Origin of the sequence: Limisalsivibrio acetivorans (assembly GCF_000421105.1) — a bacterium.
Taxonomy (GTDB): Bacteria; Chrysiogenota; Deferribacteres; order Deferribacterales; family Geovibrionaceae; genus Limisalsivibrio; species Limisalsivibrio acetivorans.
Map to the genome: position 1 here is coordinate 1440698 of NZ_ATWF01000001.1, position 22591 is coordinate 1463288.

A 22591-nucleotide genomic window follows, 5' to 3' on the forward strand; every position below is an offset into this window, starting at 1 on the left:
GATTATCCTTTAAAACAAAAGGACCGGCGTAATGCCGGCCCGCTGTGTTATTTCTTCTTCGCCCAGCTGTCCTTGAGCGATACGGTCCGGTTGAATACGGGTTTGCCCGGTTCTGAGTCCGGGTCGGAGGTGTAGTAGCCTTTGCGCAGAAACTGATAGTTCAGATACGGTTTAACATCGGCAAGCGAAGGTTCCGCCTTGCAGTTCTTCAGAACCGTAAGGGAATCGGGGTTTATATTGTCGGTGAAGTCCCCCTCCTCCTCTGTTTCGTTAGGGTTCTCTTTGGTGAAGAGGTGGTCATAGAGCCTCAGCTCCGCATCAACGGCGTGGGGAGCACTAACCCAATGGGCAGTCCCCTTAACCTTGCGTCCGTCATCGGTCCATCCGCCACGGCTGGCGGGGTCGTGGGTGCAGTGTATCTCGGTGATATTGCCGTTTGCGTCCTTCTTATAGTCAACGCATTTAACGTAATAGGCGTGTTTGAGGCGCATCTCCTTGCCGGGGGCGAGTCGGAAATACTTCCTTGGCGGGTCCTCCATGAAGTCGTCACGCTCTATGTACACCTCTCTGGAGAAGGGGATCTCTCTGGAGCCGTCCTCCTCGTTTTCGGGGTTGTTCTCTGCTGTGAGCCACTCCACCTTGCCCTCGGGGTAATCGGTGATTATCAGCTTAACGGGATCCTGCACCACCATCACACGCTGGGCACGCTTGTTCAGATCCTCACGCAGGGCGTATTCGAGCTGGGCAAAATCCACGGTGCTGTTGCTCTTTGAAACTCCTATCATATCGGCAAAACTGCGGATCGATTCGGGTGTGAACCCCCTCCTCTTGAGCCCTGCAATGGTGGGCATGCGGGGGTCATCCCAGCCGCTGACGAACCTCTCCTCCACAAGCTTAATAAGCTTGCGCTTGCTGAGGACGGTGTAGGTAAGGTTAAGCCTTGCGAACTCTATCTGCCTCGGATGGAACACGCCGAGCTTATCGAGGAACCAGTCGTAAAGGGGGCGGTGGTCCTCGAACTCAAGGGTGCATATGGAGTGGGTAACCCCCTCGATGGAGTCCTCCAGACCGTGGGCGAAGTCGTACATAGGATAGATACACCACTCATTCTCTGTACGGTGGTGCTTCGCATGGGCGATGCGGTAGATGACGGGGTCACGCATGTTGAGGTTCGGCGAGGCCATGTCGATCTTAGCCCTGAGGACCTTCTCACCCGTGCCGAACTCACCTTTGCGCATCCTTTCCAGAAGTTCGAGGTTCTCCTCCACACTCCTGTCCCTGTATGGGCTCTCCCTGCCGGGTTCCTTGAGGGTTCCCCTGTATTCCCTAATCTGCTCGCCGTTCAGATCGCAGACGTAGGCATCACCCTGCTTAACGAGCTGTACGGCGTATTCATAGAATTTGGGGAAGTAGTCCGAGGCGAAGAAAGCCTTCTCCCCCCAGTCGTAGCCGAGCCAGCTAACATCCTTCTTGATCGACTCAACGTATTCCACACTCTCCTTGAGCGGGTTTGTGTCATCGAAACGGAGATTGCATTTACCGCGGTATTCCTCGGCCAGACCGAAGTTGAGGCAAATCGACTTCGCATGACCTATATGGAGATACCCGTTAGGCTCGGGGGGGAAACGGGTGTGTACCTTGTTAGAATATAGGCCGTCCTCGTTGTCCTTATCTATTATCTTCTTGATGAAATTAGAGCTTTTTACTGTTTCCTCTGATGACATCCTGCACCTTTCTCTTAGTTTGATTAAACTGCGATAATACTTGATTAAACAGAAGATTGCAACGTGCTTCAGTACCCCCTTTTAAAACACCACGCCCGATTTTGATTGACAATCCCCCATATCGCTATATACTTCACTACATAACGACAACACAGGAGATGAAAAGATGAGGATACTAAGCGTTATAGCCGTTTTTCTCATGGCAGCCACCACCTTTGCCGCCGATGCAACTATTTTCGCCGCCGCCTCCACAACCAACGCCATGAACGAGATAATAGCCATATATGAAAAGGATACGGGGAAGAGGGTCACCGCTTCCTACGCCTCCTCCGGCACACTCGCCAAACAGATAGACAAGGGCGCGCCAGCGGATATATTCCTATCCGCCAACGCAAAATGGATGAAATGGCTGGATGATAAGGGACGGATAGAGAACTCCTCACCGCTCCTTGCAAACAGGCTTGCGCTCATTGCTCCCTCCTCTGCGGATGTATCAGCAAAAAGCCTCGATGCAGAGACCGTCAGAAACCTTATAGGGGGTGGACGCATCGTCATGGCGGACCCCTCCCATTCCCCCGCTGGCATATATGCAAGAAAGACCCTCGAGTCCCTCGGCTTGTGGGAAAGCTTTGAGGGGCAAACCGCAGGGCTTCAAACGGTAAGAGCAGCCCTCGCCATGGTGGAGAAGAACGCCGCAACTTTCGGTATCGTTTATTCCAGCGATGCGGCACTGTCGAAATACGTTAAGACCGTCGGGCTTTTTAATGAGGATCTCCACGGAAAAATACGCTATCCTGTTGCCGTGGTTAAAGGCAAGGGGAGCGAAACAGTCTATGACTTCCACAGGTTTCTCAGCTCTGATACGGCTGGAGATATATTTAAAAAGTACGGATTTTCCGGGGCTGAGTAATGTTTGAGCTGAGCCCGGTTGAGCAGGAGGCCATACTGCTGAGTCTCCATGTATCATTATGGTCGGTGGCCGCAGGGCTTCTGCCCGGCATAGCCGCCGCATACATACTCGCCCGCTTCGATTTCCCGGGCAAGCTCATCCTCGATGGGCTCATCCACGTACCCCTCGTTATCCCTCCGGTGGTAACGGGCTACACACTCCTTATACTTTTCAACGACAACGCACCCGGCGGAAAGCTCCTCCATGCCGTTTTCGGATCGGGTATCGCCTTTACATGGAAGGGGGCGGTGCTGGCCGCTCTCGTTATGTCGTTCCCCCTGCTGGTTCGAAGTGTCCGCCTCTCCATAGAGCTTGTGGACAAGGGGCTTGAGGATGCATCAAGAACCCTCGGTGCATCACCACTGCGGGTGTTTATGACCATAACGCTCCCCCTCTCCGTACCCGGAATCATAACCGGCGTGGTGCTTGCATTTGCAAGAAGCCTCGGGGAGTTCGGAGCAACGATCACCTTCGTTTCCAATATCCCCGGGGAAACCAGAACACTCCCCGTCGCACTCTATACCCTCACTCAGACGCCGGGGACTGAATTCGCCGCCATGAGGCTCTGCATTATATCGATCATTATAGCCGTTGCCGCCATAGCCCTCTCCGAACTTCTCTCACGCAGAACCGCCAGAAGGCTGAGGGGGGAGCATGCTTGAGTTCAGCGCAGTAAAGACCTACCCCGATTTCAAGCTGGATGCCACCTTCTCAGGCGGAGAAGGGATGGTAACCGCCCTCTTCGGCAAATCGGGCTCTGGAAAAACCAGCATAATCAACATGGCCGCAGGACTCACAGAGCCGGACAACGGCCGTATTGCCATAAACAACAGAACGCTCTATGACAGCGGCAGTGGAGTAAACATCCCCCCGAGGCGCAGGAATGCGGGCTACATCTTTCAGGACGGAAGGCTCTTCCCCCATTTCACCGTTGAGCGCAACCTTCGATACGGCATGGGAAAGGGTAGCGACTCCTCATATTTCGATGAGATAGTCGGCCTTCTCGGTATCGATGACCTCCTGCACAGACGCCCCCATAAGCTCTCCGGCGGGGAAAAGCAGAGGGTGGCCATAGGACGTGCCCTGCTCTCATCACCTGATTTTCTGCTGATGGATGAACCCCTCTCCGCACTAGACAACGCCCGCAAGCAGGAGCTTATCCCCTTCATAACCCGAATGGTGGACCGCTTCCGCATCCCCGTTATATATGTGACCCATTCCCGTGATGAGCTTCTGCGCATATGCGACAACGTTGTGCTCATGTCCAGAGGTAGCTGTATCGATTCAGGGAGCGTTGAGGAGGTTGTGAGCAGACCGGAGAATATGGAGTTTCTCGGCCTGCAGGGGCGGATCTCCGTAATAAGGGGTGAGGCCTACGAGGGTAGCCGTGTACTCATAGAAAATGGCAGATTGAAGCTCCCCTCATCGAAATATACTGCAGGAACACCCATGCGGGCGGCTCTGCATTCGGACGACATAACCGTTGCTGTGAAAAAACCGGAGGGCTTGAGTGCGAGGAATATACTGAAATGCCGTGTAATCGGAATGGACGAAACGGCTGACGGGGCTGTATCCCTTGAGCTTGACGCCGGAATCAACTTCTACGCCACTATAACCAGACAGGCGGTATCCGAGCTTGGGATCGAAAATAATATGGAGATATACGCAATCCTCAAGACCATAGCCCTGTCGAGGCTTTCCGTACCTGTTTCCGGCTAGGTTTTACCTCCGCTCCTTGATGCAGTGACGATTGCGGCGAAGATGAGCGCAATGCCTATACCCTGACCGATGGAAACCTTCTCGCCAAGGATAAAATATGCCAGAACCGATGCCCCCACAGGCTCGCCCAGGGTTATAACCGCTACCATGCTCGATTTGAGATACTTCAGCCCCCAGTTGAAGGATGTGTGCCCGATGAGCTGGGGGAGAACCGCAAGCAGAAACATATACATATAAGATTCTGGGCGGTAGCCTGTGAAGGAAAGCCCTATGAAAAGGGATGTCACCACGAGTACCACTGCGCTTATAGTGTACACAGCGGTTATATAAGTCATAAGGCTAATACGCTCACGTATCCGGCTCCCGATAATCAGATACAGGCTCGCCATGAGCGCACCCGTCAATGCAAGCATATCCCCCAGAAGCGCAGTTGAATCGGTTATCTGCAACCCCTCCAGCCCGCTGTCGCTGAGGGCGAGGACGATGCTGCCTGTAACCGAAAGGATTATCCCTGCCACCAGAGCTATACTCTGGCGTTCCTTGAGGACAATATAAGAGATAAGCCCGACAAAGATGGGGTTCATGGTTACAAGAACTACACTGCTGGCAACTGATGTGTAGCTGAGGGATGTTATCCACGTAATAAAGTGCAGTGCCAGAAAGATACCACTGAAAAGACAACCAAGCCACTCCCTTCCATTCATCCTTTCAAAGGGGAGGCTTTTCACACGCATTATGCCGATTAGGATTATGGACGAAAAAACGAGCCGGTAGGCGGCGATCATAACCGGCGGAACATCGTGGGCAAGCTTTATAAGTATAGAGCCGAAGGATATGGCGAGCACACCCGAGCCCATGACCAGAAATACAGTAACCGGTGAAACCCTTTCGTTTTCCAAAATAAACCCCGCTTCAACCTAAAAAAGCCATAATAACATTATAATAATTAACAGATGTACAATAATTATTTTAAAATACTTGCCACATCTTTCAATATTCCCATTTCGTGATACAATTAGACAAACAGCAAGGAGGTACCAATGAAAGAACACCTTACTTTAACAAAGAAAGACAGACTAATCCTGATTAATCAGTACAAAATACTAAAAGAATTGACTGATAACGATATTGAAGAAAGGCAATATGATAAAAATATTGAGATTCTTCTAAGAGGCTATGAACTGGAATTTGAATATCTCTGTGAATTTGATGATAACATATTTGAAAGAAAAGAATGTGAAAAAGTTTTGGCAATTCTTAATTTGTACAGAGTTATTACAAATATTGTGAACCAAAACGATTACGATGAAGTGAAAGAACATAGTAGATTCTTATTTGAGGGTTTTGATGGAAATAATGAGACTGAATACTTACGTTATGCTAAATTTTATCTTGAAGACCCTGAAAAATTTGAAGAATTAAGCAATGGAAGAGAAAATGATTCATTTAACTCACACTCTCCCATGTTAAATGTTTACGAAAGAATGCTTGATGAGTGGGAAAACATTCCTACAGTAAAAAAGTATCAACTCACAAAAGAAGAAATCCTCAGAATTCTTGATGCAGGAAACAACTATTGAAAAAAAGGCTCCCCGAAGGGAGCCCTTTATATTTAATTATGAAATGTCAAGCCCGTGCTTCTCCAGCAGGGCCGCAGCGTACTCTATGGATACGGCATAGGAGAAGTTTGAATCGGGAAGCTCCTCTTCCTTCATAAACTTTGGCGCCGCCTCAAGAGGATCGAACTGTCCCGCTACAACTCCGATAACTCGCCCTTCTTCCACATCCACAAGGGGTCCGCCCCTTGTTCCGAGGTGTATCATCGTGTTGAAGAGGAATATGTTTGTCTCGTTTCTGGAATTTATCTTCGCAGATACGATGGCGGACTGTATCGTCTGGTTGAAGACATGGTGGAAACCGAAGGGGTAGCCCACGCATGATACGAGATTGCCTACCACAGTGTCATCGGGGGTTCCTATCATATGATCGGGCATCTCGATATTAACATCCGTGTCGAACTTTAACAGGGCTATATCCCTGTCGTAGTCCATATCTACCACATTCACCGGCATCGGGTAGTTTTCCTGGGAAACCACCGGCACAAAACCATCCCCCGTATCCTCTGCAACTGCGACAAGATTCTGCTGGGAGTAGAGTATATGGGCAACCGTAACAAGGTACCCCTTTTCGTGGACGATGAATCCCGTTCCCACAAAGGAGATCGTGTCCCCCTCCTTAACAAAAAGCTTGAGACATCCGTTTTTATATCTCAGAAATGTATCTGTAAGCATCTGCTGCTCCTTCTAAAACTATTTGATCCAGCTGTCCACCTGCCTCTGGTGGGTATTTATCCAGCGAACCGCCTTCTCGTAGGGGAAGTTCCCCTTATCCTGATGGATCCAGAGCATAACCTGCTCCATATCCTTCTTTTCCCATTGGAACCCGTCGAGGAATCTGTAAACATCAGGCATTTCCTCCTTAAGCCCCTTTCTGGCTAAGGTGGCGATGTGCCCTCCGTTACCGTAAACGTCCTTCGGATCCTCAAGGAACTTCAATCCCCATCTGGCAAAGATCCAGTGGGGCTCCCATCCTGTTATCACGATCCACTTCTTCGCCTTGATGGAACGCTCGAGCTCACGAACCATATTCTGCTCGCTGACATCCGCAAGATGGAAGTTCTCAAGACCGTATTCCAGCATCGCCTCGCGGGTTTTGATCATGATACCCGCCTCGGGGTCAATACCTACGATCCTGCCGCTAAGCCTGTTTCTGTTATCCTGTATGTCCTCTATGGAATCTATGTCCATAAATGGACGGTTGCGGATCCCCGTTCCGGAGGTGTAGCGTCCTTCGGGAACCTGCGGTATAACAAGACCGATGCGTGTGCCCTCAAGGTTTGCTCCGAGGTTGTCCACATCCTCGCCGTACTTTGCGTAATACTGGTCGTGGGTGTCGGGGAGCCATGCGGAAAGTATCGCATCCACCCTCCCCTGGGCAACTGACTTCCACATCTCATCTGCGGGCATCTCTATGAGCCTGCAGGGGATTCCCATCTTCTCCTCAAGCACAGCCTTAACAACATAGCTCGATGCAACGGAGCTGGACCAGTCCACATAGGCTATCTTAACCGTTTCTCTTGCCTGTACCACTCCGGTCATAAGGAGCAGAGCAAGCAGGGTCGTTGTTATTATATTCTTAATCAAAGCTTTACCCTCCTTTTTACCAAAGCCTTCTTCGGCCGAAGGTTTTATCCAGCGAAGGCTTGCGCTTCACCGTCAGGTTGCGTGACTTCTTCATTCCGGGTGCCGTTATCTTAAACTCCTGCGGACCGGCATAATCCGCCAGCCCCTTGTGCAGGGCGTAACACATCCCCAGCAGGACTATCGCAAACGGCAGACCGGTCGTAATCGCCGCCGTCTGCAGTGCCACAAGCCCCCCTCCAAGGAGAAGAGCCGCCGCCACTGCTCCCTCTAGTATAGCCCAAAAAAGCCTTGAGAGAACAGGGGGATTGGGGTTTCCGCCTGAGGTGATGATGTCGATAACCATAGAGCCGGAGTCAGAGGACGTTACGAAAAACGCAACGATCACAAAGACCGTTATGGTCGATGTTATCTTGGAGAGGGGAAAGTTATCCAGAAGAACGAACATAGATACGGGGATGTTCTCCTGTACCGCCGCTGCGATTCCACCTGCCCCGAACATCTCTATAAATATTGCGGTATTACCGAATACCGTTATCCATATGAATGTTACAAACGTGGGCACAAGCAGAACACCAAGGATAAACTGCTTTATCGTCCTGCCGTAGGATACCCTTGCGATAAACATGCCCACAAACGGCGACCATGCGATCCACCACGCCCAATAGAATATCGTCCAGCCGTGCTGCCACTGGGTGTGCTCATAGGTTTCGTTCCATGTGGAGAGCTGGGGGAGGAACTGTACGTAGTAACCTATGTTCTCCAGAAGAGCGTCCAGAATAAACAGGGTCGGACCGAGGAGAAAGACAAACACAAGCAGAATGAATGCGAGGCTTATGTTGATCTCCGAAAGCCTGCGGATACCTTTATCAAGACCCTTAATAACAGACCATGTGGCAATGCCCGTAATACACGCAATCAGCGCGACCTGTATCATCTTCGACTGGCCAATGCCGAGGAGATGATCAAGCCCTGCATTAACCTGCTGGACACCAAGACCGAGGGATGTTGCAACACCGAAAAGGGTCGCCACAGTTGCGATGATGTCGATGGTGTTCCCTATCCAGCCGTAGATCTTTTCACCGAAAATCGGATAAAATGCGGTGCGGATGGAGAGGGGGAGGTTCTTGTTGAATGAGAAAAACGCCAGCGCAAGACCCACTATGGTGTAAATACCCCACGGGTGAAGACCCCAATGGAGGAACGTTATATCCATCGCCTTGCGTGCCGCCTCTTCGGAACCGGCATCGGTAAGCGGGTTTGCAGTATAATGGAACATCGGCTCGGCAACGCCGTAAAAGAGAAGGCCGATACCCATACCCGCGGAGAATAGCATGGCAAACCACCCCATGGTGCTGAACTCCGGCTCCGCATCGGGGCCACCCAGGCGTATATCGCCAAACTTGCCTATCAACGTTACCAGCACAAAAACAAGGACTATGTTCATGGTCCATATGAAGAACCATCCAGCATACTTGGACATCGCCCCCTGCATATCAGCAAAGAAGTTGCCCAGATAGCTCTGGAATATGATTGTTACAGCCACAAAAAGCACGATGAGTGCGGCAGAGGTGAAGAATACCCATGGATGGATATCAAGGCTCATCCAGCTCCCTTCAGTCTCTTCCGCCTCGTACTCCTCCGGCTGACCCGGGTCTTCGTGTTCTTCCGGGTTTTCGTTGTTGTTTCTCTTATCTTCACTCATAACTACTCCCAAGTAGAAAGTTAATTGATGAATCGGATGAGGTTCTTATATGCAAATGACGACGCAAAGCCTCATAACAGCATATCTTATTATTAACAAATAATATTTTTGTTTGCAACGACCAGTACTACTATCGAAAAAGGCAATAATAACCCGATAACCGAGAAGGTGTGTCCCAAAAGGAAGTTATAGTTCATACATAAACTTTCAGCCGTGTAAATATTTATGCACGTTTTATAGCGATTAGTAATTTCTCTAGGTGAAAGGTTGCACAAGGTGCCTCAAACGGTCATTTCACAGGTTATAAGCCAAATTATGCACACCCATTTAATACTTAATGACTAGTTTCTGTTGGTTAATGTCCCATCACGGGGTAATATTTCTATATAATACAAATAAATTAGGAAACGTTATGGGATTCTACGCCAACACTTACTCAGAACTGAGCAGACAAGAGCTCGTATTCACCCTCGACTTCATTCAGCAATGCCTGAAAACCACAAACGAAGACAGGTTCCATGAGCTTCTTAAAACAGCCGGAGAATATCTCGGGTTCGAGTACATTCTTTATGTATATATGAAATCCTCCTATAGGCATGGAACAACGATCAACTTCGTGAACATATCCAACCCCGAGATGTGGATGGAAGAATACCACTCAAGGGGCTACCTTGAATCGGATCCGGTTAAGTTCGAGGTGGAGAGACGGCTCGCCTCCGATGACCGCTCCTCCTATATATTGTGGGATGCCTACGACAGACAGCTCTCCTCAAAGGAGGCAGAGGTTATTGTCAGGAGGAAGCATTACGGGCTGGAATACGGCTTTTCGGTCTATGACGATTCGAGAAGCAAGGATTTCACCTTTCTCATCTCCTTTGCCAGCGCAAAAACCACCCCCGGAAGAAGCTCCGAGATTATCGCAAAGATGATAGTTCCGCACCTTATGGTTATCCGGAAAAGGCTTGATACCCTTACTCTACTCTCATCGTTTTCCGCCAGAGAGAATGAGATAAGCGGTTGGCTCACTGAAGGAAAAACAAACTGGGAGATCGCTCAGATACTCAGTATAAGCGAGAATACGGTTAAGTACCATATCAAGAATATCTTCAATAAGCTTAAGGTGAATAACCGCCAACAGGCCATCGCCATATGCCTTGCGGGGCGGTATCTTAGTATGTGATAGAAGATACTCTAAAGCTTCTCCTCATCAAGGACACACGTATATTTAATGCTGATGGCATTGAAATCATTAATTAGGGGCAGTAATGATAAAAAAGGAGTACTGATACTCTTTGCTTTACTTTTTATAGGGTCTACTGTAAATCATCATTTTATGAATACCAAAACGCTTCAAAAGCTCGCCCTAATCATCGTTATTATCATGCATACAGCACTTGCATCCGCCCATCCCCATGTGTTTATGGATTCGGAGGTATCATTCGTTTTCAACGAACAGGGTGTTGAAAAACTTCTTGTTCACTGGGAATTTGACGAGATGTTTTCCTCCGGGATCATCATGGATTACGATGATGGCGACAGGGTTATCGATGAAGAGGAGCGAAAGCTGATCAGAAGGGATGTCTTTGAAAACCTCGTTCACCACGGCTACTTTTTGCGTATTGATATCAATGGTGAATCATTTCCGGTCGAGTTTGTGGATATGTTTGATGTTTCGATCAAAGGCAACAGGCTTGTCTATGATTTCAGCGTTCCGCTGGGTATTCCTGCGAAGGGGAGCGGCTCTTCCATTGATCTGAAAGTTCTTGACTCAACTAACTACACAGCAATTGTCTCCTTAAAAGCTAAGAAGCCAACACTCCATTCATCAGGGTTTTCGACTACAATTGAGTACGCCGAACCCGACACCTGGAGCAGGAATATGAATCCAGAGTCCATAGGCTCGCTCAGGCTTGTGTTTTCAAAGAAATGAAAAACATAATCACCCTTGTTCTGTTAGCCCTGCTTATCGGGATCTGCACGCCATCTTCAGCTTCGGCGAACCCCTTTGGGGCTCCCCCCGACAAGAAAGAGCAGAGCAAGCCTGCTAACGATGGATTTCAGCTTAAAGACTTTATTATATCGAAACAACTTATCCTTAAACAGAAGATAACAGCTCTCACCCGTGAGATTAAACAGAAGGACTACAGCAACCTCTGGTGGTTATTTGCTATGGCATTTATGTACGGCATACTCCATTCCGCCGGGCCAGGGCATGGCAAGACGCTTGTTGCCTCTTACCTGATTTCAAAGGGCGGAACAAGGCTTTCTGGAATCGTCCTCGGGGCGGCAACAGCTTTCTTTCACGGTGTATCCGCAATCATCATCGTGTCCGCTATCTATATGCTATCCCTCGGCAGGCTGACATACCGCTTCAGCGAGACTGGCGAGGCTTTGCAATGGGTCAGCTATGTAATGATTACGCTGATAGGGCTTCTGATAATTTTTCGAAGCGTAAAAAGAACGGGGCACTGCTGCTCCGCCGAATCAGAGAAAGGCAGGGAAAGGCCTCTCTGGGTGATTATTGCGCTTGGGATTGTCCCCTGCCCTGCAACAATGATAATACTGATATTCTTCATATCGATGCAGATGCCCCTGCTGGGTGCGATCCTTGCCGTTACCGTAGCACTTGGTATGGCGCTTACAGTGGCCTTTGTGGGAGGGCTTACGATAGTTATGCGGGAATACCTTCTGGAAAGAATCGGGAAAAACCCGGATACCCACTCCAGGTTCGCAGGGTATGCCGAAACAGTCGGCGGGGTTTTGGTGACACTCTTCGGCGCTGCACTTCTTTATACGATGGTCTGAGGGTTCAGTACTGGTTTATCGCTGAGCAATACATAGTAACTTAAAAATCTGAGTTACTGTACATTCATACACGCCTATCACCGTTATTCGGTCGATAATACCCCTTATCGCCCCACAAAGCAAAAAAGCCCAGCATTAGGCTGAGCTTGGATATATGCCGAAGGGGGGACTCGAACCCCCACACCCGCAATGGGCACAGGATCCTGAATTTTACGTATCTCTCGTATTATCATTCGCTTAGAGTATAATAATATGGACAGATCATTCTGATTGTCCAGATAATTTTTGATAATAACTTTCCCCAACTCTTGTAGGGTAGAACACTCTTTCACCTCTTTTACTATCAGACTCTCTTAATAAGCCGGCACCCACTAGATAATTAAGATCATCTTCTAAAAAATTTTGCTCTCTTCCTTTTGGTGTTCTTATACCATTCAATTCGGCACCATCATAGGTTCTGCACAAGGTGCTTGAATGCAGCCTATTTTCATAAAATTGCTTAAAAATATCTATCGCCTGCTCTGAAAAAAACTCTTCTGGTGCAGTTTCTTTAACCCAGGTAAAACCTTTAAAGTTGGAAAGAACCTCGGCCATCATTACTTGAATATCTTTAAGGCTATCCATAACATCAGAATGGTTCCCTTCGATGATATCCTTAATATGACTTTGAAGTTGAACCTGATTCTGCATAACTTCAACAAAGCCGGTGTGATTGTTTTCTTTCAGCCACTGCATGAAGTCATCCATTTTTCTGTTTCTTCCTTCGCCTTTGTAAGCTGATAAAAGGCCTGGTAAAGCAATTAATATAGTTAAAGTTAATGGATCCACATATTCACCTCATTAATTTATTTCCTGTGTTTTAGACCTTTCTCCCGTAAACTCTGGTCTAGTTTACGGGAGAAAGGTCACTCCACATATGCCCAATCTGGTTACTCGCTCAGCGCAATCACCCTTATCGCCCTACAAAGCAAAAAAGCCCAGCATTAGGCTGAGCTTAGATATATGCCGAAGGGGGGACTCGAACCCCCACACCCGCAATGGGCACAGGATCCTGAATCCTGCGTGTCTACCAATTCCACCACTTCGGCAAAAGACGTATTCATAAATGATTCAACAGCTTATATGTTTTTTATGCTGTCCTGTCAATAGTAAAATACGCCTCCAAGCCCCGATTCTCAAGAGTTTCAGCATCAATCTCAATATCACCTGCAAATACTCTCGCACGGCACTCCATCCTTATCTCCGTCCAGCCTTGTCAGGCCGCATTTCTGCGTAAAGCAATACGCCTCTGCACAACTACGCATCTGACCGCAGTAGCGCTTTGTTCCACACTTACAGGATGCATCCCCCGCCACCATTAACACCGGCTCAACATCAGCCCAAAGACCGACACCAGCCAAACGGGCTCCCTTCTCTGCAATATAATAGTCATCATCGGTGCAGTACCTTGGATAAACCCTGGCAAAGCCGCTGCGAACCATATCCAGGTTCACATCAGCACCCTGAACCTTTACGGTACCAACTATCCTTCCGAACCGGTCCATATCCTGTTCAACAATTTCCACCGTTTCACCGTCAAGGTACTCCTTAAGCGCACCCATCGATTCTTCGCCGAACACACCTCCCCTCTCAGGGGCATCGATACAGGCCATTCGAACACGAAGAGTCTCCATTTCGGCTGTACTCACGTCCACTGTATCACCATCGACCACCCTGCTTACTTCGGCCTCGAATGCATAAACACCTGACAAAGCAAGCATACAAAACAGAACTGACAAAAGAAAAAGCCGCATCTTTCACCTCCTTCTGTCAATTTTATACAAAATGTTTATGCTTTCCACGACCAACAGCTTCACGTCTCATACATGTTTTTGTCTAGCAGTATTCATGTAGCTGACCTATATGTCTGATAATAAGTATATTTTCTTCACTAGCAAATACTCACATTTAATAGACATCTGAGTTTCCGCAGGCTAATATTTAGATAAGGATTTTATGTATCATTATTTTAGTTAGAAGGGATGCCCCGGTCTTTGTTTGTGACACGTAGCTTGCTCACCCAGACCGAGCATGTGCACACATACCCCGAGGCTCCCGGAGGTATATAATGGACAAAGATAAGCTGATCAGGATCGATACCCTAGAGGAACTTTTTATGCAGGAATGCGTCTACCTTGATGGAAAAGAGCTTGGGAGGAAAATTTTCATGGCATGGTCCCTCCCCGAAACACTGGACAACTTCAACAAAGGAGTATACCGGAACCCTGATAAACGTGTAATGGAGATTGACGAATGGGACAGGGAGGAGTGCATACAGAGGATGGAAGGGAGCGATGAACAATAGGCAAAACTCCCCCGTTCACTCAAGCTAGCCCATCTTGCAACCCCCTAGGGCATTTTTTCTTTGCGCATACTCATTTTTTTCCGTCCTCAGGATCCCTTTCAATAGACCCATTCAGCACCCACTCATCATATTTAACAACTCTCTGACACTTCTTTAATCCAAACCTTACAATCTTCGTCTAAATGATACGTGTTTCAAAGTTGCATATCTAAGGAGGTAACAAAAACTATGAAGCGTTTCGCAAAACTGCTCACAGCTGCACTTGCACTTTCCGTGCTCACAACAGGATTCGCGTTTGCTCGCGACCAGATCAGAATCGTTGGTTCTTCCACTGTGTACCCTTTCTCCAGCTACGTTGCTGAGGAATTCGGTGCTACAACCAAGTACCCCACTCCCGTAGTTGAGTCTACTGGTTCCGGTGGTGGTCACAAGCTCTTCGGCGAAGGTGCTGGTCTTGACACTCCCGACATCACCAACTCTTCTCGTCGTATCAAGTCTAAAGAGCTTAAGAAGGACCACGAAGTTGGTATCGACCCCGTAATCGAAATCAAAATCGGTTATGACGGCATCGCAATCGCTCACAACAAAGCTGCCGCTGACATGAACCTCAGCCGTGCTCAGCTTGCTCTTGCTGTTGCAGAGGAAGTTCCCATGGACGGCAAGCTTGTTAAGAACCCCTACAAGAAGTGGTCCGATATCGATTCATCTCTCCCCAACGCAGAGATCCTCGTATACGGCCCTCCCACATCTTCCGGTACTCGTGACGCTTTCGAAGAGCTTGTTCTTGAAGAAGCTACTAGCGAAATGAAAGAGTACGGTGGCGACTACTCCAAGATTCGTCAGGACGGCGTTTACGTTCCCTCAGGCGAGAACGACAACCTTATCGTTCAGAAGCTTGTAAAGGACAAGGCCGCTGTTGGTATCTTCGGATACAGCTTCCTCATGGAAAACTCTGACAGAATCAAGGCAGTTTCCGTAGAAGGCGTTAAGCCCGGACCCGAGACTGTTGCATCTGGCGAATACCCCGTTTCCAGAAGCCTTTTCTTCTACGTAAAGGGCAACCACCTCGGCAAAGTTCCCGGCATGGAAGAGTATATTAACCTTTTCCTTTCCGAGAAGATGATCGGTGATGACGGTTTCCTTACTGAAATCGGCCTCATCCCCCTTCCCGCTGCTGACCGTGATAAGTACCGCAGCGTTTGGGAGAACCGCAAAGGTCTCCAGATGAGCGACCTTAAGTAAGCTAAAGCTAATAATCCAACTATATACAGGGCAGGTCGGCTTTTTGCCGGCCTGCTCTGTTTAAATTCAGATTTCCCCAGGGAGTCAGCCAATGCTGATAGCAACAATAATTATTCTTATCGCCGCAACTGTCGGTGCATATGTTTTCGGCAGGATGAAGGCAGGTGGATGGGAAAACAAGAAGATACGCCTAACTGCCCGTCCAGGCCATTATGGGATGTACACCCTTATCAAAACTACGTTTCCGGCATGGATTCTTCTCATGCTGGTTCTGCTTCTTAAGACCACAAGGCTTTTCGACACTCCCGGTGTCGCCGTTCTTGCAGGTTGCGCCCTACTTATGGCAATAGGAGCAATCATGGCGAACAAACAACTCTCACCGCTCTATAATGCGAGGATTGTTGTAGAACGCCACATAAGATATCTGCTCATAGCTTCCTCACTTATCTCGATCCTGACAACCGTAGGAATCGTACTCTCAATTCTTTTCGAAGCTATAAGATTCTTCAGTGATGTAAACCTTTTCCATTTCCTCACAGGAACTTCATGGAACCCCGACACCGCTTTCCTCCATGGAGCGGGCAGAGAGGGTGAGATGGCCGCAGAGCCAGAGTTCGGTTCAGTGCCTATCTTCGCAGGAACATTCATGATAACAATCATAGCACTATGTGTTGCCGTTCCTGTGGGTCTGTATGCTGCCATCTATCTTTCTGAATACGCAAACACTAGAATTAGAAAAACCTTCAAGCCCATCCTCGAAATCCTTGCAGGGATCCCCACGGTTGTATACGGTTTCTTCGCCGCGCTAACCGTGAGCCCCCTGGTTGTTGAGGCTGCAGAGTTTTTCGGGCTTGAAGCTGACTATACAAACGCCCTTGCACCAGGAATCGTAATGGGAATCATGATCATCCCCTTCGTTTCCTCCCTTTCAGATGACGTAATAAGCTCAGTCCCCCAAAGCCTCCGCGAGGGCGGACTGGCCCTTGGAACAACACGTTCTGAAACGATAAAAAGGATTATACTTCCTGCGGCTCTTCCCGGGATCATCTCCGCAATCCTCCTTGCCATATCAAGGGCTGTGGGCGAAACGATGATCGTTGTTATGGCCGCCGGTCTCAGACCAAACCTCACATGGAACCCCCTAGAGGGTATGACAACGGTTACTGTTCGTATTGTGGACGCCCTCACAGGAGACCAGGAGTTCAGCAGTCTCGAGACCCTTTCGGCCTTCGGCCTCGGTCTTGTGCTGCTTGTGTTCACCCTCTGCCTGAACCTTGTTTCCACAATAATAATCCGCAAATACAGACAGATATACGAATAAGGAGTAATGAATGAATCATCACAGCGACGAACACCAAAAGCTCCTTAAAAAAAGGTATGCCAAGGAGAAACGCTTCTCAATGTACGGCAAGGTGGCCATCATTGTAGCGGCACTCTTCCTCATTTTCTTCTTCGGCAATATTATATCAACCGGTTACAAGGCCTTTGTTCAAACAGAGGTGCTGGTGGACGTAACCTTCAACGAGAAGACCGTTAAGATTCCGCTCAAGGCGGTCAGCAGAGAGAATAGAGACATAGCAACCAGAGGCTTCCTCCGGATGATCCCCCAGATCGTTGAGCAGAACCCCGATTACATGGGCACAACACGCACCATGTGGGTTACTGCAAAAGGTGATGTTGATCAGTACATGAAAGACAAGCCAAACCGCCTTAAGGACAGCGAAAAGGAGTATGTGGACAAGCTTAATGATGCGGACAGGATAAGGCTCGCATTCAACACAGGCTTCTTCACCAGAGGTGATTCCAAGATGCCTGAAATCGCAGGTATCCTCGCCGCCGCAGTGGGTACAATCTATGTGCTTATAATAACTATGCTTCTCAGTGTGCCTTTGGGGGTTATGACAGCGATCTACCTTGAGGAGTTTGCACCGGACAACCGGTTCACCCAGCTCATTGAGATAAACATCAACAACCTTGCGGCTATACCATCGATCATATTCGGACTTCTGGGTCTTGCAATCTTCATCAACTTCTTCCACGTTCCACGCTCATCAGCACTAGTGGGAGGTATGACGCTTGCACTTATGACCCTGCCCGTTATTATAATCAGCACAAGGGCATCGCTAAGAGCTGTTCCCGATTCCATCAGGCAGGGCGCCTATGGAGTTGGTGCATCACCGTGGCAGGTGGTTGCGCACCACGTTCTCCCAGTGTCGCTCCCCGGTATCCTCACAGGAACCATCATCGGTCTGGCCCAGGCTATGGGTGAGACAGCTCCCCTGCTCATCGTGGGAATGATGGCATACATCCCCGATATACCGGACGGCCCCCTGCAGGCAACAACAGTTCTCCCCGCCCAGATATATACATGGTCCGGCGCAAGCCTCAGGCCCTATGTGGAAAGAACCGCCGCAGGAATTATAGTACTGCTCACAGTTCTTCTATCACTCAACTTCACAGCCATCTGGCTGAGAAACAAATACGACCGTAAATGGTAAACCAGGAGGTTGCATAAAATGACAGATACAGCAAGCCGTCCCTCAGAGACAATCAAGGAAATGGAAGGCCTTAAAATCAAGATGTCCGTTAAGGACCTTGATTTCTACTACGGCAACTTCTGCGCCCTCAAGAATATAAATATCGACTACCCCGAAAAACACGTTATCGCTATGATCGGGCCCTCAGGCTGCGGTAAATCCACACTTCTGCGCTGCCTGAACAGGATGAACGACCTTATACCCGAAACAAGGGTGGATGGAAAGATAACCCTCGATAACACAGATATCTACAGCCAGGAAATCGATGTTGTGGATCTCAGGACAAAGGTGGGAATGGTTTTTCAGAAGCCGAACCCCTTCCCCAAAACGATCTATGAAAACATCGCCTATGCGCCCCGTATCCACGGCCACGTTAAGAAAGGCGCAGATATGGACAACCTCGTTGAGGACTCCCTCAGAAAGGCAGGCCTCTGGGACGAGGTTTCCGACAGACTCGAAAGCATGGCAACAGCCCTCTCCGGTGGTCAGCAGCAGCGTCTCTGCATCGCCAGAGCAATAGCCATGCAGCCCGATATCCTCCTCATGGACGAGCCCGCCTCCGCCCTTGACCCCATCGCAACGGCAAAGATCGAGGAGCTCATATTCCAGCTTAAGGAGAAGTACACAATCATTATCGTTACCCACAGTATGCAACAGGCTGCCAGGATCTCCGAATACACCGCATTCTTCTACATGGGCGAGATGATGGAGTTTAACACCACAGAGAAGATATTCACCAACCCCGACAAGCAGGAAACCCAGGACTACGTTACCGGAAGGTTCGGTTAAGAGGAATAGGATGATCAGCAAAACAGAGAATAAACTTAAAGAGATGCAGGAAAAACTCGATCTCGCCACTTCTTACGTAAGCGGCATGGTCGAGGATGTTGGTACACTTCTGAACGGCTACGATCCCAAGCTTGCAGAAAGCATAATCGGCCGGGATGCCAGCGTCAATAAGCTGGACAGCGACATTAACAAGATCTGCGTCTACCTTCTTGCTCTCCATGAGCCCAAGGCGCAGGATCTCAGGCTCGTTATTGCCACCCTGAACATAATCGGCGAGCTCGAATCCATCGCAGATTACTGCGAAGGGATTGCAAAGGAGATCGTCCGCAATGGGGAAGACCTTTACAAGGTGGACTTCATAAAGCTCCCCAAACTCTTCAAAGAGACCAGCGCCATGATAAAGGACTCCATCAAGGCATTCCATGATAGGGATGACAGACTGGCGCTCTCCATCATTGAAAGGGATGACAGGGTGGATAAGATCCATAAGAAGATCCTTAAGAAGTCCGTGGAATCACTCACAGACTACTCCGAGATGGCACCGAGCACCGTATCGCTCATATTCATAACACGTTCCCTCGAAAGGGCCGCCGACCATGCCGCTACAATTGCCGAGCATGCCTACTACATGGCCACCGGGGAGATCATCAAAAACGTGGCAGTACGCGAAGTTAGAGATGAAGGGGAAAGCTCTTCTAGTAACAGCTGACAGCGATATTGAGAACACCGTAACACAGAGGCTCCGGGAGAGGCAGATAATGCCCGTCTCCCAGCAGTCCTGTTGTCCGGAGGATGCTCAGCAGTTCGACACATCCCCGCCGGATATAATAATCCTTCACCTGGACAGCTCAGGTGACTGGAAGAAAGAGATGGAAGCCAGAAGGAACAGCCCCGAACTCTCCGCTGTTCCTCTCATGGCATTTACAGTTAATAAAGACGATGCCCTCGCTCTGGAAGCTTTTGCCCATGGGGCAGAGGATGTCTACTCCCTGGAAACAGGGGAGCGTGTATTAGCGATTAAGTGCGAAAAGCTCATACACAGAGGGCTGGGGACCGGTTCCGGAAGGATTACCTATCGGAATATCACGCTGGATGAGTTTTCCAGACAGATCTTTGTGGGTAAGAGCGAGATCAAGGTAACCAACAAGCAGTTTGATCTGCTCCGTTTATTCCTTAAAAACCCTGACAGGGTTCTTACCCGCGAAAAAATTCTAGAGAATGTATGGGATGACGTGCCCAATGGTTCCACAAGAACAGTAGACTCACACGTATCCGGACTAAAAAGAAAACTTGGCGTACATGGTGACTACATACGCTCGGTTTACAGGAAAGGATATATCTTTCGTTAAAATCTCATAATTTGCCGGGGAACAGAATGAGAAAAGGAATAATTCGAAGCTTGAGCCTTAAGGTTAAGATTGTGTCCATGATCTTTGCTGCTCTTCTTCTTGTAACACTAATAACATCTACAGTACTGATAGAAAGAGGGAAAGAGGAGCTTATCAAGGGCAGAAAGGACCAGGCTCAGCTTCTGAAAAACGTTGTATCCGACAAGCTTCTACGTTATTACGACTCTGTTGACGATTTCCTTGTGACCTTCACAAAAAACGCATACGTAACCGAAGGCTTCTACAGCATGACCTCTGCTTTCTACAAGTTAAGACGCAGACCCTCTCTGGATACAGATATGCTGGTGAACGGTCTTCGTGAATTCTACGAGAAAACAGGAAACAGTAAGATGCTTGACTGGATGGAGGGGCGTAACTTCAAAAACAAGCATAATTTCCGCTCCCTTGTTCTTCAGTATACCAACATAACCGACATAGACAAGGAGGAGGCCGCAAGGTTTCCTGTTGAATACAACTTTGTACTCTCATCCTACGACGGCAGTTTCCGCATGCTCATGGAGCCCTACCTTATAGAGGCCCTCACCATAGTAGATTCGGACGGCTATGTGGTCTACACCACCGACAAGTCACCCGCCTTTGCCACAAACCTAAATGACGGCCCCTTTGCAGACAGTAGACTGGCAAAGGTTTATAAAAAAGGAATGGAAACCCCTAAGGATAAGACTCTGTTCACCGAATTTGCAGCTAAGGATATCGGCGAAGATAAAGAGGTCGCTTACATGGCACGCTTTATTAACGCCGATGATATTCGAACGGGGGTGGTCCTCGTCGAGGTATCAAGGGATGTTATGCAATCCCTCATACCCCCGCAGATAGACAAATTCACCCATGTACGTCTTCTGGATAGTTCCGGCAAGATCCTCAATATGGGTGAAAGCTCCGGCGAGGATACCGTAAGAAGCTTTGTCAAAAACTCTGGAGATGGTGATGCTCAGCTTGAAACCATGGAAGGTGCCGAAGGGGGGCTTATACTCTCCAAGAAGAGTGTATCTTTCAACGGTCAGAGATTTGATGTTGTCATAAAGCTCCTCCGCTCCGAGGTTCTGGGGCAGATACGAAACCTTATATCCAGCGTCCTTGTGGCTTCGGGGATAACATTCATCGTAATCCTCATCCTGCTCATCCTCCTGTTCAACAGGCTCGTCTTCCGCCGCATTGACTTTGTGGGCAGGGAGATCGACGAGATCGGAAACGACCTCAGCAAACGAATACCGATATACTACAAGGATGAAATCGCCAAAATATCAAGACACATGAACGCATTCCTCGTCCGTCTTGATGACCTGGTAAGGAACATCATGGTTGTCTTCGCCGAAACAGAGAACAGCTTCGACATCTTCGACAACAAGAAGAACGATCTCGAGGATGTATTCAGCAGACAGAAAAGCAATCTCGAGGAGCTTGTGGCCGAGATGGAAAACGTCCGTGCTGCGGGGGTCGAGATGCACCAAAACCTTAGCAGAACCATGGATCTCACAACAGAGAACGATGAGCGAACCAAGCAGGGAACCGAGGATATGACAGACCTTTCGGAACGGATGAGCGCCATAGGTTCATCTGTGGAGAAGCTGGCGGATACGGTTGGACGCATCGGCGAGTCATCCCAGGAGGTAGGAAACATACTGACGGTAATCGATGATATAACAGACCAGATAAACCTTCTAGCACTTAACGCCGCCATCGAAGCTGCCAGAGCTGGCGAACACGGGCGCGGTTTCGCCGTTGTCGCAGACGAGGTGCGCAAGCTTGCAGAAAAAACCAGAGGCGCAACCGGACATATAGGACAGATCATCGGCGGCTTCAACTCCGACATATCCGATGTGCTGAACAATATGCAGACAACGGAGTCCGAAGTTAAGTCCGGCTCCGAGATAATGGGCAGAACCACAGAGGTATTTGAGGGTATAGTACGCTCAAGCGAAGAGCTTTCAGAAACTTTCGCCACAATGCAGACAACCCTGCAGAGAAGGGATGACGCCATCGAAGGGGTCAGTACACGAGTTCAATCATCTGAGCAGATGGTGGGTCAGAGCTCCGAAAGCCTTGAAGAGCTCCTCAAAATATTCCGTGAGATGAAGGAATCGATGCACGAACTGCAGAAGTCCGTGTCGATCTTCAACACAACAAAGCAGTAACAACCTTTACCGATAGAACACCTTGACACATCT

The 22591-nt window shown here is 48.8% G+C and carries 22 protein-coding genes and 1 tRNA gene; 15 read left to right on the forward strand and 8 right to left on the reverse strand.

Features of this window, described 5'->3' with window-relative positions; genetic code table 11:
• Nucleotides 1-47: 47 nt before the first annotated feature.
• A complete protein-coding gene (locus K300_RS0106855) occupies nucleotides 48-1724 on the reverse strand; it encodes a glutamine--tRNA ligase/YqeY domain fusion protein (RefSeq protein WP_022850928.1) in 1677 nt (558 codons plus the stop codon).
• 166 nt (nucleotides 1725-1890) lie between these two features.
• Here K300_RS0106855 and modA point away from each other — a divergent pair, with 166 nt between their 5' ends.
• The 3 genes from modA to modC are packed head-to-tail and all read left to right on the forward strand — an operon-like array spanning nucleotide 1891 to nucleotide 4392.
• Nucleotides 1891-2634 (forward strand): molybdate ABC transporter substrate-binding protein, encoded by a 744-nt coding sequence (modA, locus tag K300_RS0106860; protein WP_022850929.1) that lies wholly within the window; start codon nucleotides 1891-1893, stop codon nucleotides 2632-2634.
• Entirely contained in the window at nucleotides 2634-3335 is a 702-nt protein-coding gene (gene modB, locus K300_RS0106865; RefSeq protein ID WP_022850930.1) for a molybdate ABC transporter permease subunit, read from the forward strand. The genes modA and modB overlap by 1 nt, the downstream gene beginning before the upstream one ends.
• The gene (modC, locus tag K300_RS0106870) at nucleotides 3328-4392 is read left to right on the forward strand and encodes a molybdenum ABC transporter ATP-binding protein (RefSeq protein WP_022850931.1); all 1065 of its coding nucleotides are present in this window, start codon (nucleotides 3328-3330) and stop codon (nucleotides 4390-4392) included. Before modB ends, modC begins: the two co-directional genes overlap by 8 nt.
• Here modC and K300_RS0106875 read toward each other — a convergent pair.
• Nucleotides 4389-5291, reverse strand: coding sequence for a DMT family transporter (locus K300_RS0106875; RefSeq protein ID WP_022850932.1), 903 nt, complete (start codon nucleotides 5289-5291; stop codon nucleotides 4389-4391). The two genes, modC and K300_RS0106875, sit on opposite strands and share 4 nt — an antisense overlap.
• Nucleotides 5292-5432: 141 nt before the next feature.
• Here K300_RS0106875 and K300_RS0106880 point away from each other — a divergent pair, with 141 nt between their 5' ends.
• On the forward strand, nucleotides 5433-5972 hold the full coding sequence (locus K300_RS0106880; protein ID WP_022850933.1) for a YfbU family protein: 540 nt from the start codon (nucleotides 5433-5435) through the stop codon (nucleotides 5970-5972).
• A gap of 36 nt (nucleotides 5973-6008) precedes the next feature.
• Here K300_RS0106880 and K300_RS0106885 read toward each other — a convergent pair whose 3' ends face one another.
• The 3 genes from K300_RS0106885 to K300_RS14885 are packed head-to-tail and all read right to left on the reverse strand — an operon-like array spanning nucleotide 6009 to nucleotide 9198.
• Nucleotides 6009-6683 (reverse strand): S1 family peptidase, encoded by a 675-nt coding sequence (locus tag K300_RS0106885; RefSeq protein ID WP_022850934.1) that lies wholly within the window; start codon nucleotides 6681-6683, stop codon nucleotides 6009-6011.
• 18 nt (nucleotides 6684-6701) lie between these two features.
• Nucleotides 6702-7595, reverse strand: a complete 894-nt coding sequence (locus K300_RS0106890) for a glycine betaine ABC transporter substrate-binding protein (protein ID WP_022850935.1) — start codon at nucleotides 7593-7595, stop codon at nucleotides 6702-6704.
• Nucleotides 7596-7611: 16 nt separating this feature from the next.
• Nucleotides 7612-9198, reverse strand: a complete 1587-nt coding sequence (locus K300_RS14885) for a BCCT family transporter (protein ID WP_051135319.1) — start codon at nucleotides 9196-9198, stop codon at nucleotides 7612-7614.
• Between the two features lie 511 nt (nucleotides 9199-9709).
• Here K300_RS14885 and K300_RS16110 point away from each other — a divergent pair.
• The 3 genes from K300_RS16110 (at nucleotide 9710) to K300_RS0106910 (ending at nucleotide 12102) form a co-directional block, all read left to right on the forward strand.
• A complete protein-coding gene (locus K300_RS16110) occupies nucleotides 9710-10477 on the forward strand; it encodes a helix-turn-helix transcriptional regulator (protein ID WP_022850937.1) in 768 nt (255 codons plus the stop codon).
• 153 nt (nucleotides 10478-10630) lie between these two features.
• Nucleotides 10631-11227: a DUF1007 family protein gene (locus K300_RS16115; RefSeq protein WP_022850938.1), complete on the forward strand. Its 597-nt coding sequence runs from the start codon at nucleotides 10631-10633 to the stop codon at nucleotides 11225-11227.
• Nucleotides 11224-12102: a nickel/cobalt transporter gene (locus K300_RS0106910; RefSeq protein WP_022850939.1), complete on the forward strand. Its 879-nt coding sequence runs from the start codon at nucleotides 11224-11226 to the stop codon at nucleotides 12100-12102. Before K300_RS16115 ends, K300_RS0106910 begins: the two co-directional genes overlap by 4 nt.
• A gap of 261 nt (nucleotides 12103-12363) precedes the next feature.
• On the opposite strand, the gene K300_RS0106915 is transcribed toward K300_RS0106910, so the two are convergent.
• The 3 genes from K300_RS0106915 to K300_RS0106925 all read right to left on the reverse strand — a co-directional run bounded on the left by K300_RS0106915 (nucleotide 12364) and on the right by K300_RS0106925 (nucleotide 13862).
• Entirely contained in the window at nucleotides 12364-12930 is a 567-nt protein-coding gene (locus K300_RS0106915) for a hypothetical protein (RefSeq protein ID WP_022850940.1), read from the reverse strand.
• Nucleotides 12931-13105: 175 nt separating this feature from the next.
• Nucleotides 13106-13190 (reverse strand) — tRNA-Leu (locus tag K300_RS0106920).
• Nucleotides 13191-13304: 114 nt separating this feature from the next.
• Nucleotides 13305-13862, reverse strand: coding sequence for a thermonuclease family protein (locus K300_RS0106925; RefSeq protein WP_162139865.1), 558 nt, complete (start codon nucleotides 13860-13862; stop codon nucleotides 13305-13307).
• A gap of 347 nt (nucleotides 13863-14209) precedes the next feature.
• Here K300_RS0106925 and K300_RS0106930 point away from each other — a divergent pair, with 347 nt between their 5' ends.
• The 8 genes from K300_RS0106930 to K300_RS0106965 all read left to right on the forward strand — a co-directional run bounded on the left by K300_RS0106930 (nucleotide 14210) and on the right by K300_RS0106965 (nucleotide 22558).
• Entirely contained in the window at nucleotides 14210-14446 is a 237-nt protein-coding gene (locus K300_RS0106930) for a hypothetical protein (protein ID WP_022850942.1), read from the forward strand.
• Nucleotides 14447-14674: 228 nt separating this feature from the next.
• On the forward strand, nucleotides 14675-15688 hold the full coding sequence (locus tag K300_RS0106935; RefSeq protein ID WP_022850943.1) for a PstS family phosphate ABC transporter substrate-binding protein: 1014 nt from the start codon (nucleotides 14675-14677) through the stop codon (nucleotides 15686-15688).
• A 91-nt stretch (nucleotides 15689-15779) separates the two neighbouring features.
• Nucleotides 15780-17009, forward strand: a complete 1230-nt coding sequence (gene pstC, locus K300_RS0106940; protein ID WP_022850944.1) for a phosphate ABC transporter permease subunit PstC — start codon at nucleotides 15780-15782, stop codon at nucleotides 17007-17009.
• 10 nt (nucleotides 17010-17019) lie between these two features.
• A complete protein-coding gene (gene pstA, locus K300_RS0106945; RefSeq protein WP_022850945.1) occupies nucleotides 17020-18186 on the forward strand; it encodes a phosphate ABC transporter permease PstA in 1167 nt (388 codons plus the stop codon).
• A 60-nt stretch (nucleotides 18187-18246) separates the two neighbouring features.
• Nucleotides 18247-19014, forward strand: a complete 768-nt coding sequence (pstB, locus tag K300_RS0106950; protein ID WP_026836347.1) for a phosphate ABC transporter ATP-binding protein PstB — start codon at nucleotides 18247-18249, stop codon at nucleotides 19012-19014.
• A gap of 10 nt (nucleotides 19015-19024) precedes the next feature.
• On the forward strand, nucleotides 19025-19723 hold the full coding sequence (gene phoU, locus K300_RS0106955) for a phosphate signaling complex protein PhoU (RefSeq protein ID WP_022850947.1): 699 nt from the start codon (nucleotides 19025-19027) through the stop codon (nucleotides 19721-19723).
• Nucleotides 19692-20363, forward strand: coding sequence for a winged helix-turn-helix transcriptional regulator (locus K300_RS16120; RefSeq protein WP_022850948.1), 672 nt, complete (start codon nucleotides 19692-19694; stop codon nucleotides 20361-20363). Before phoU ends, K300_RS16120 begins: the two co-directional genes overlap by 32 nt.
• A 26-nt stretch (nucleotides 20364-20389) precedes the next feature.
• Nucleotides 20390-22558, forward strand: a complete 2169-nt coding sequence (locus K300_RS0106965) for a methyl-accepting chemotaxis protein (RefSeq protein WP_022850949.1) — start codon at nucleotides 20390-20392, stop codon at nucleotides 22556-22558.
• Nucleotides 22559-22591: the final 33 nt, after the last annotated feature.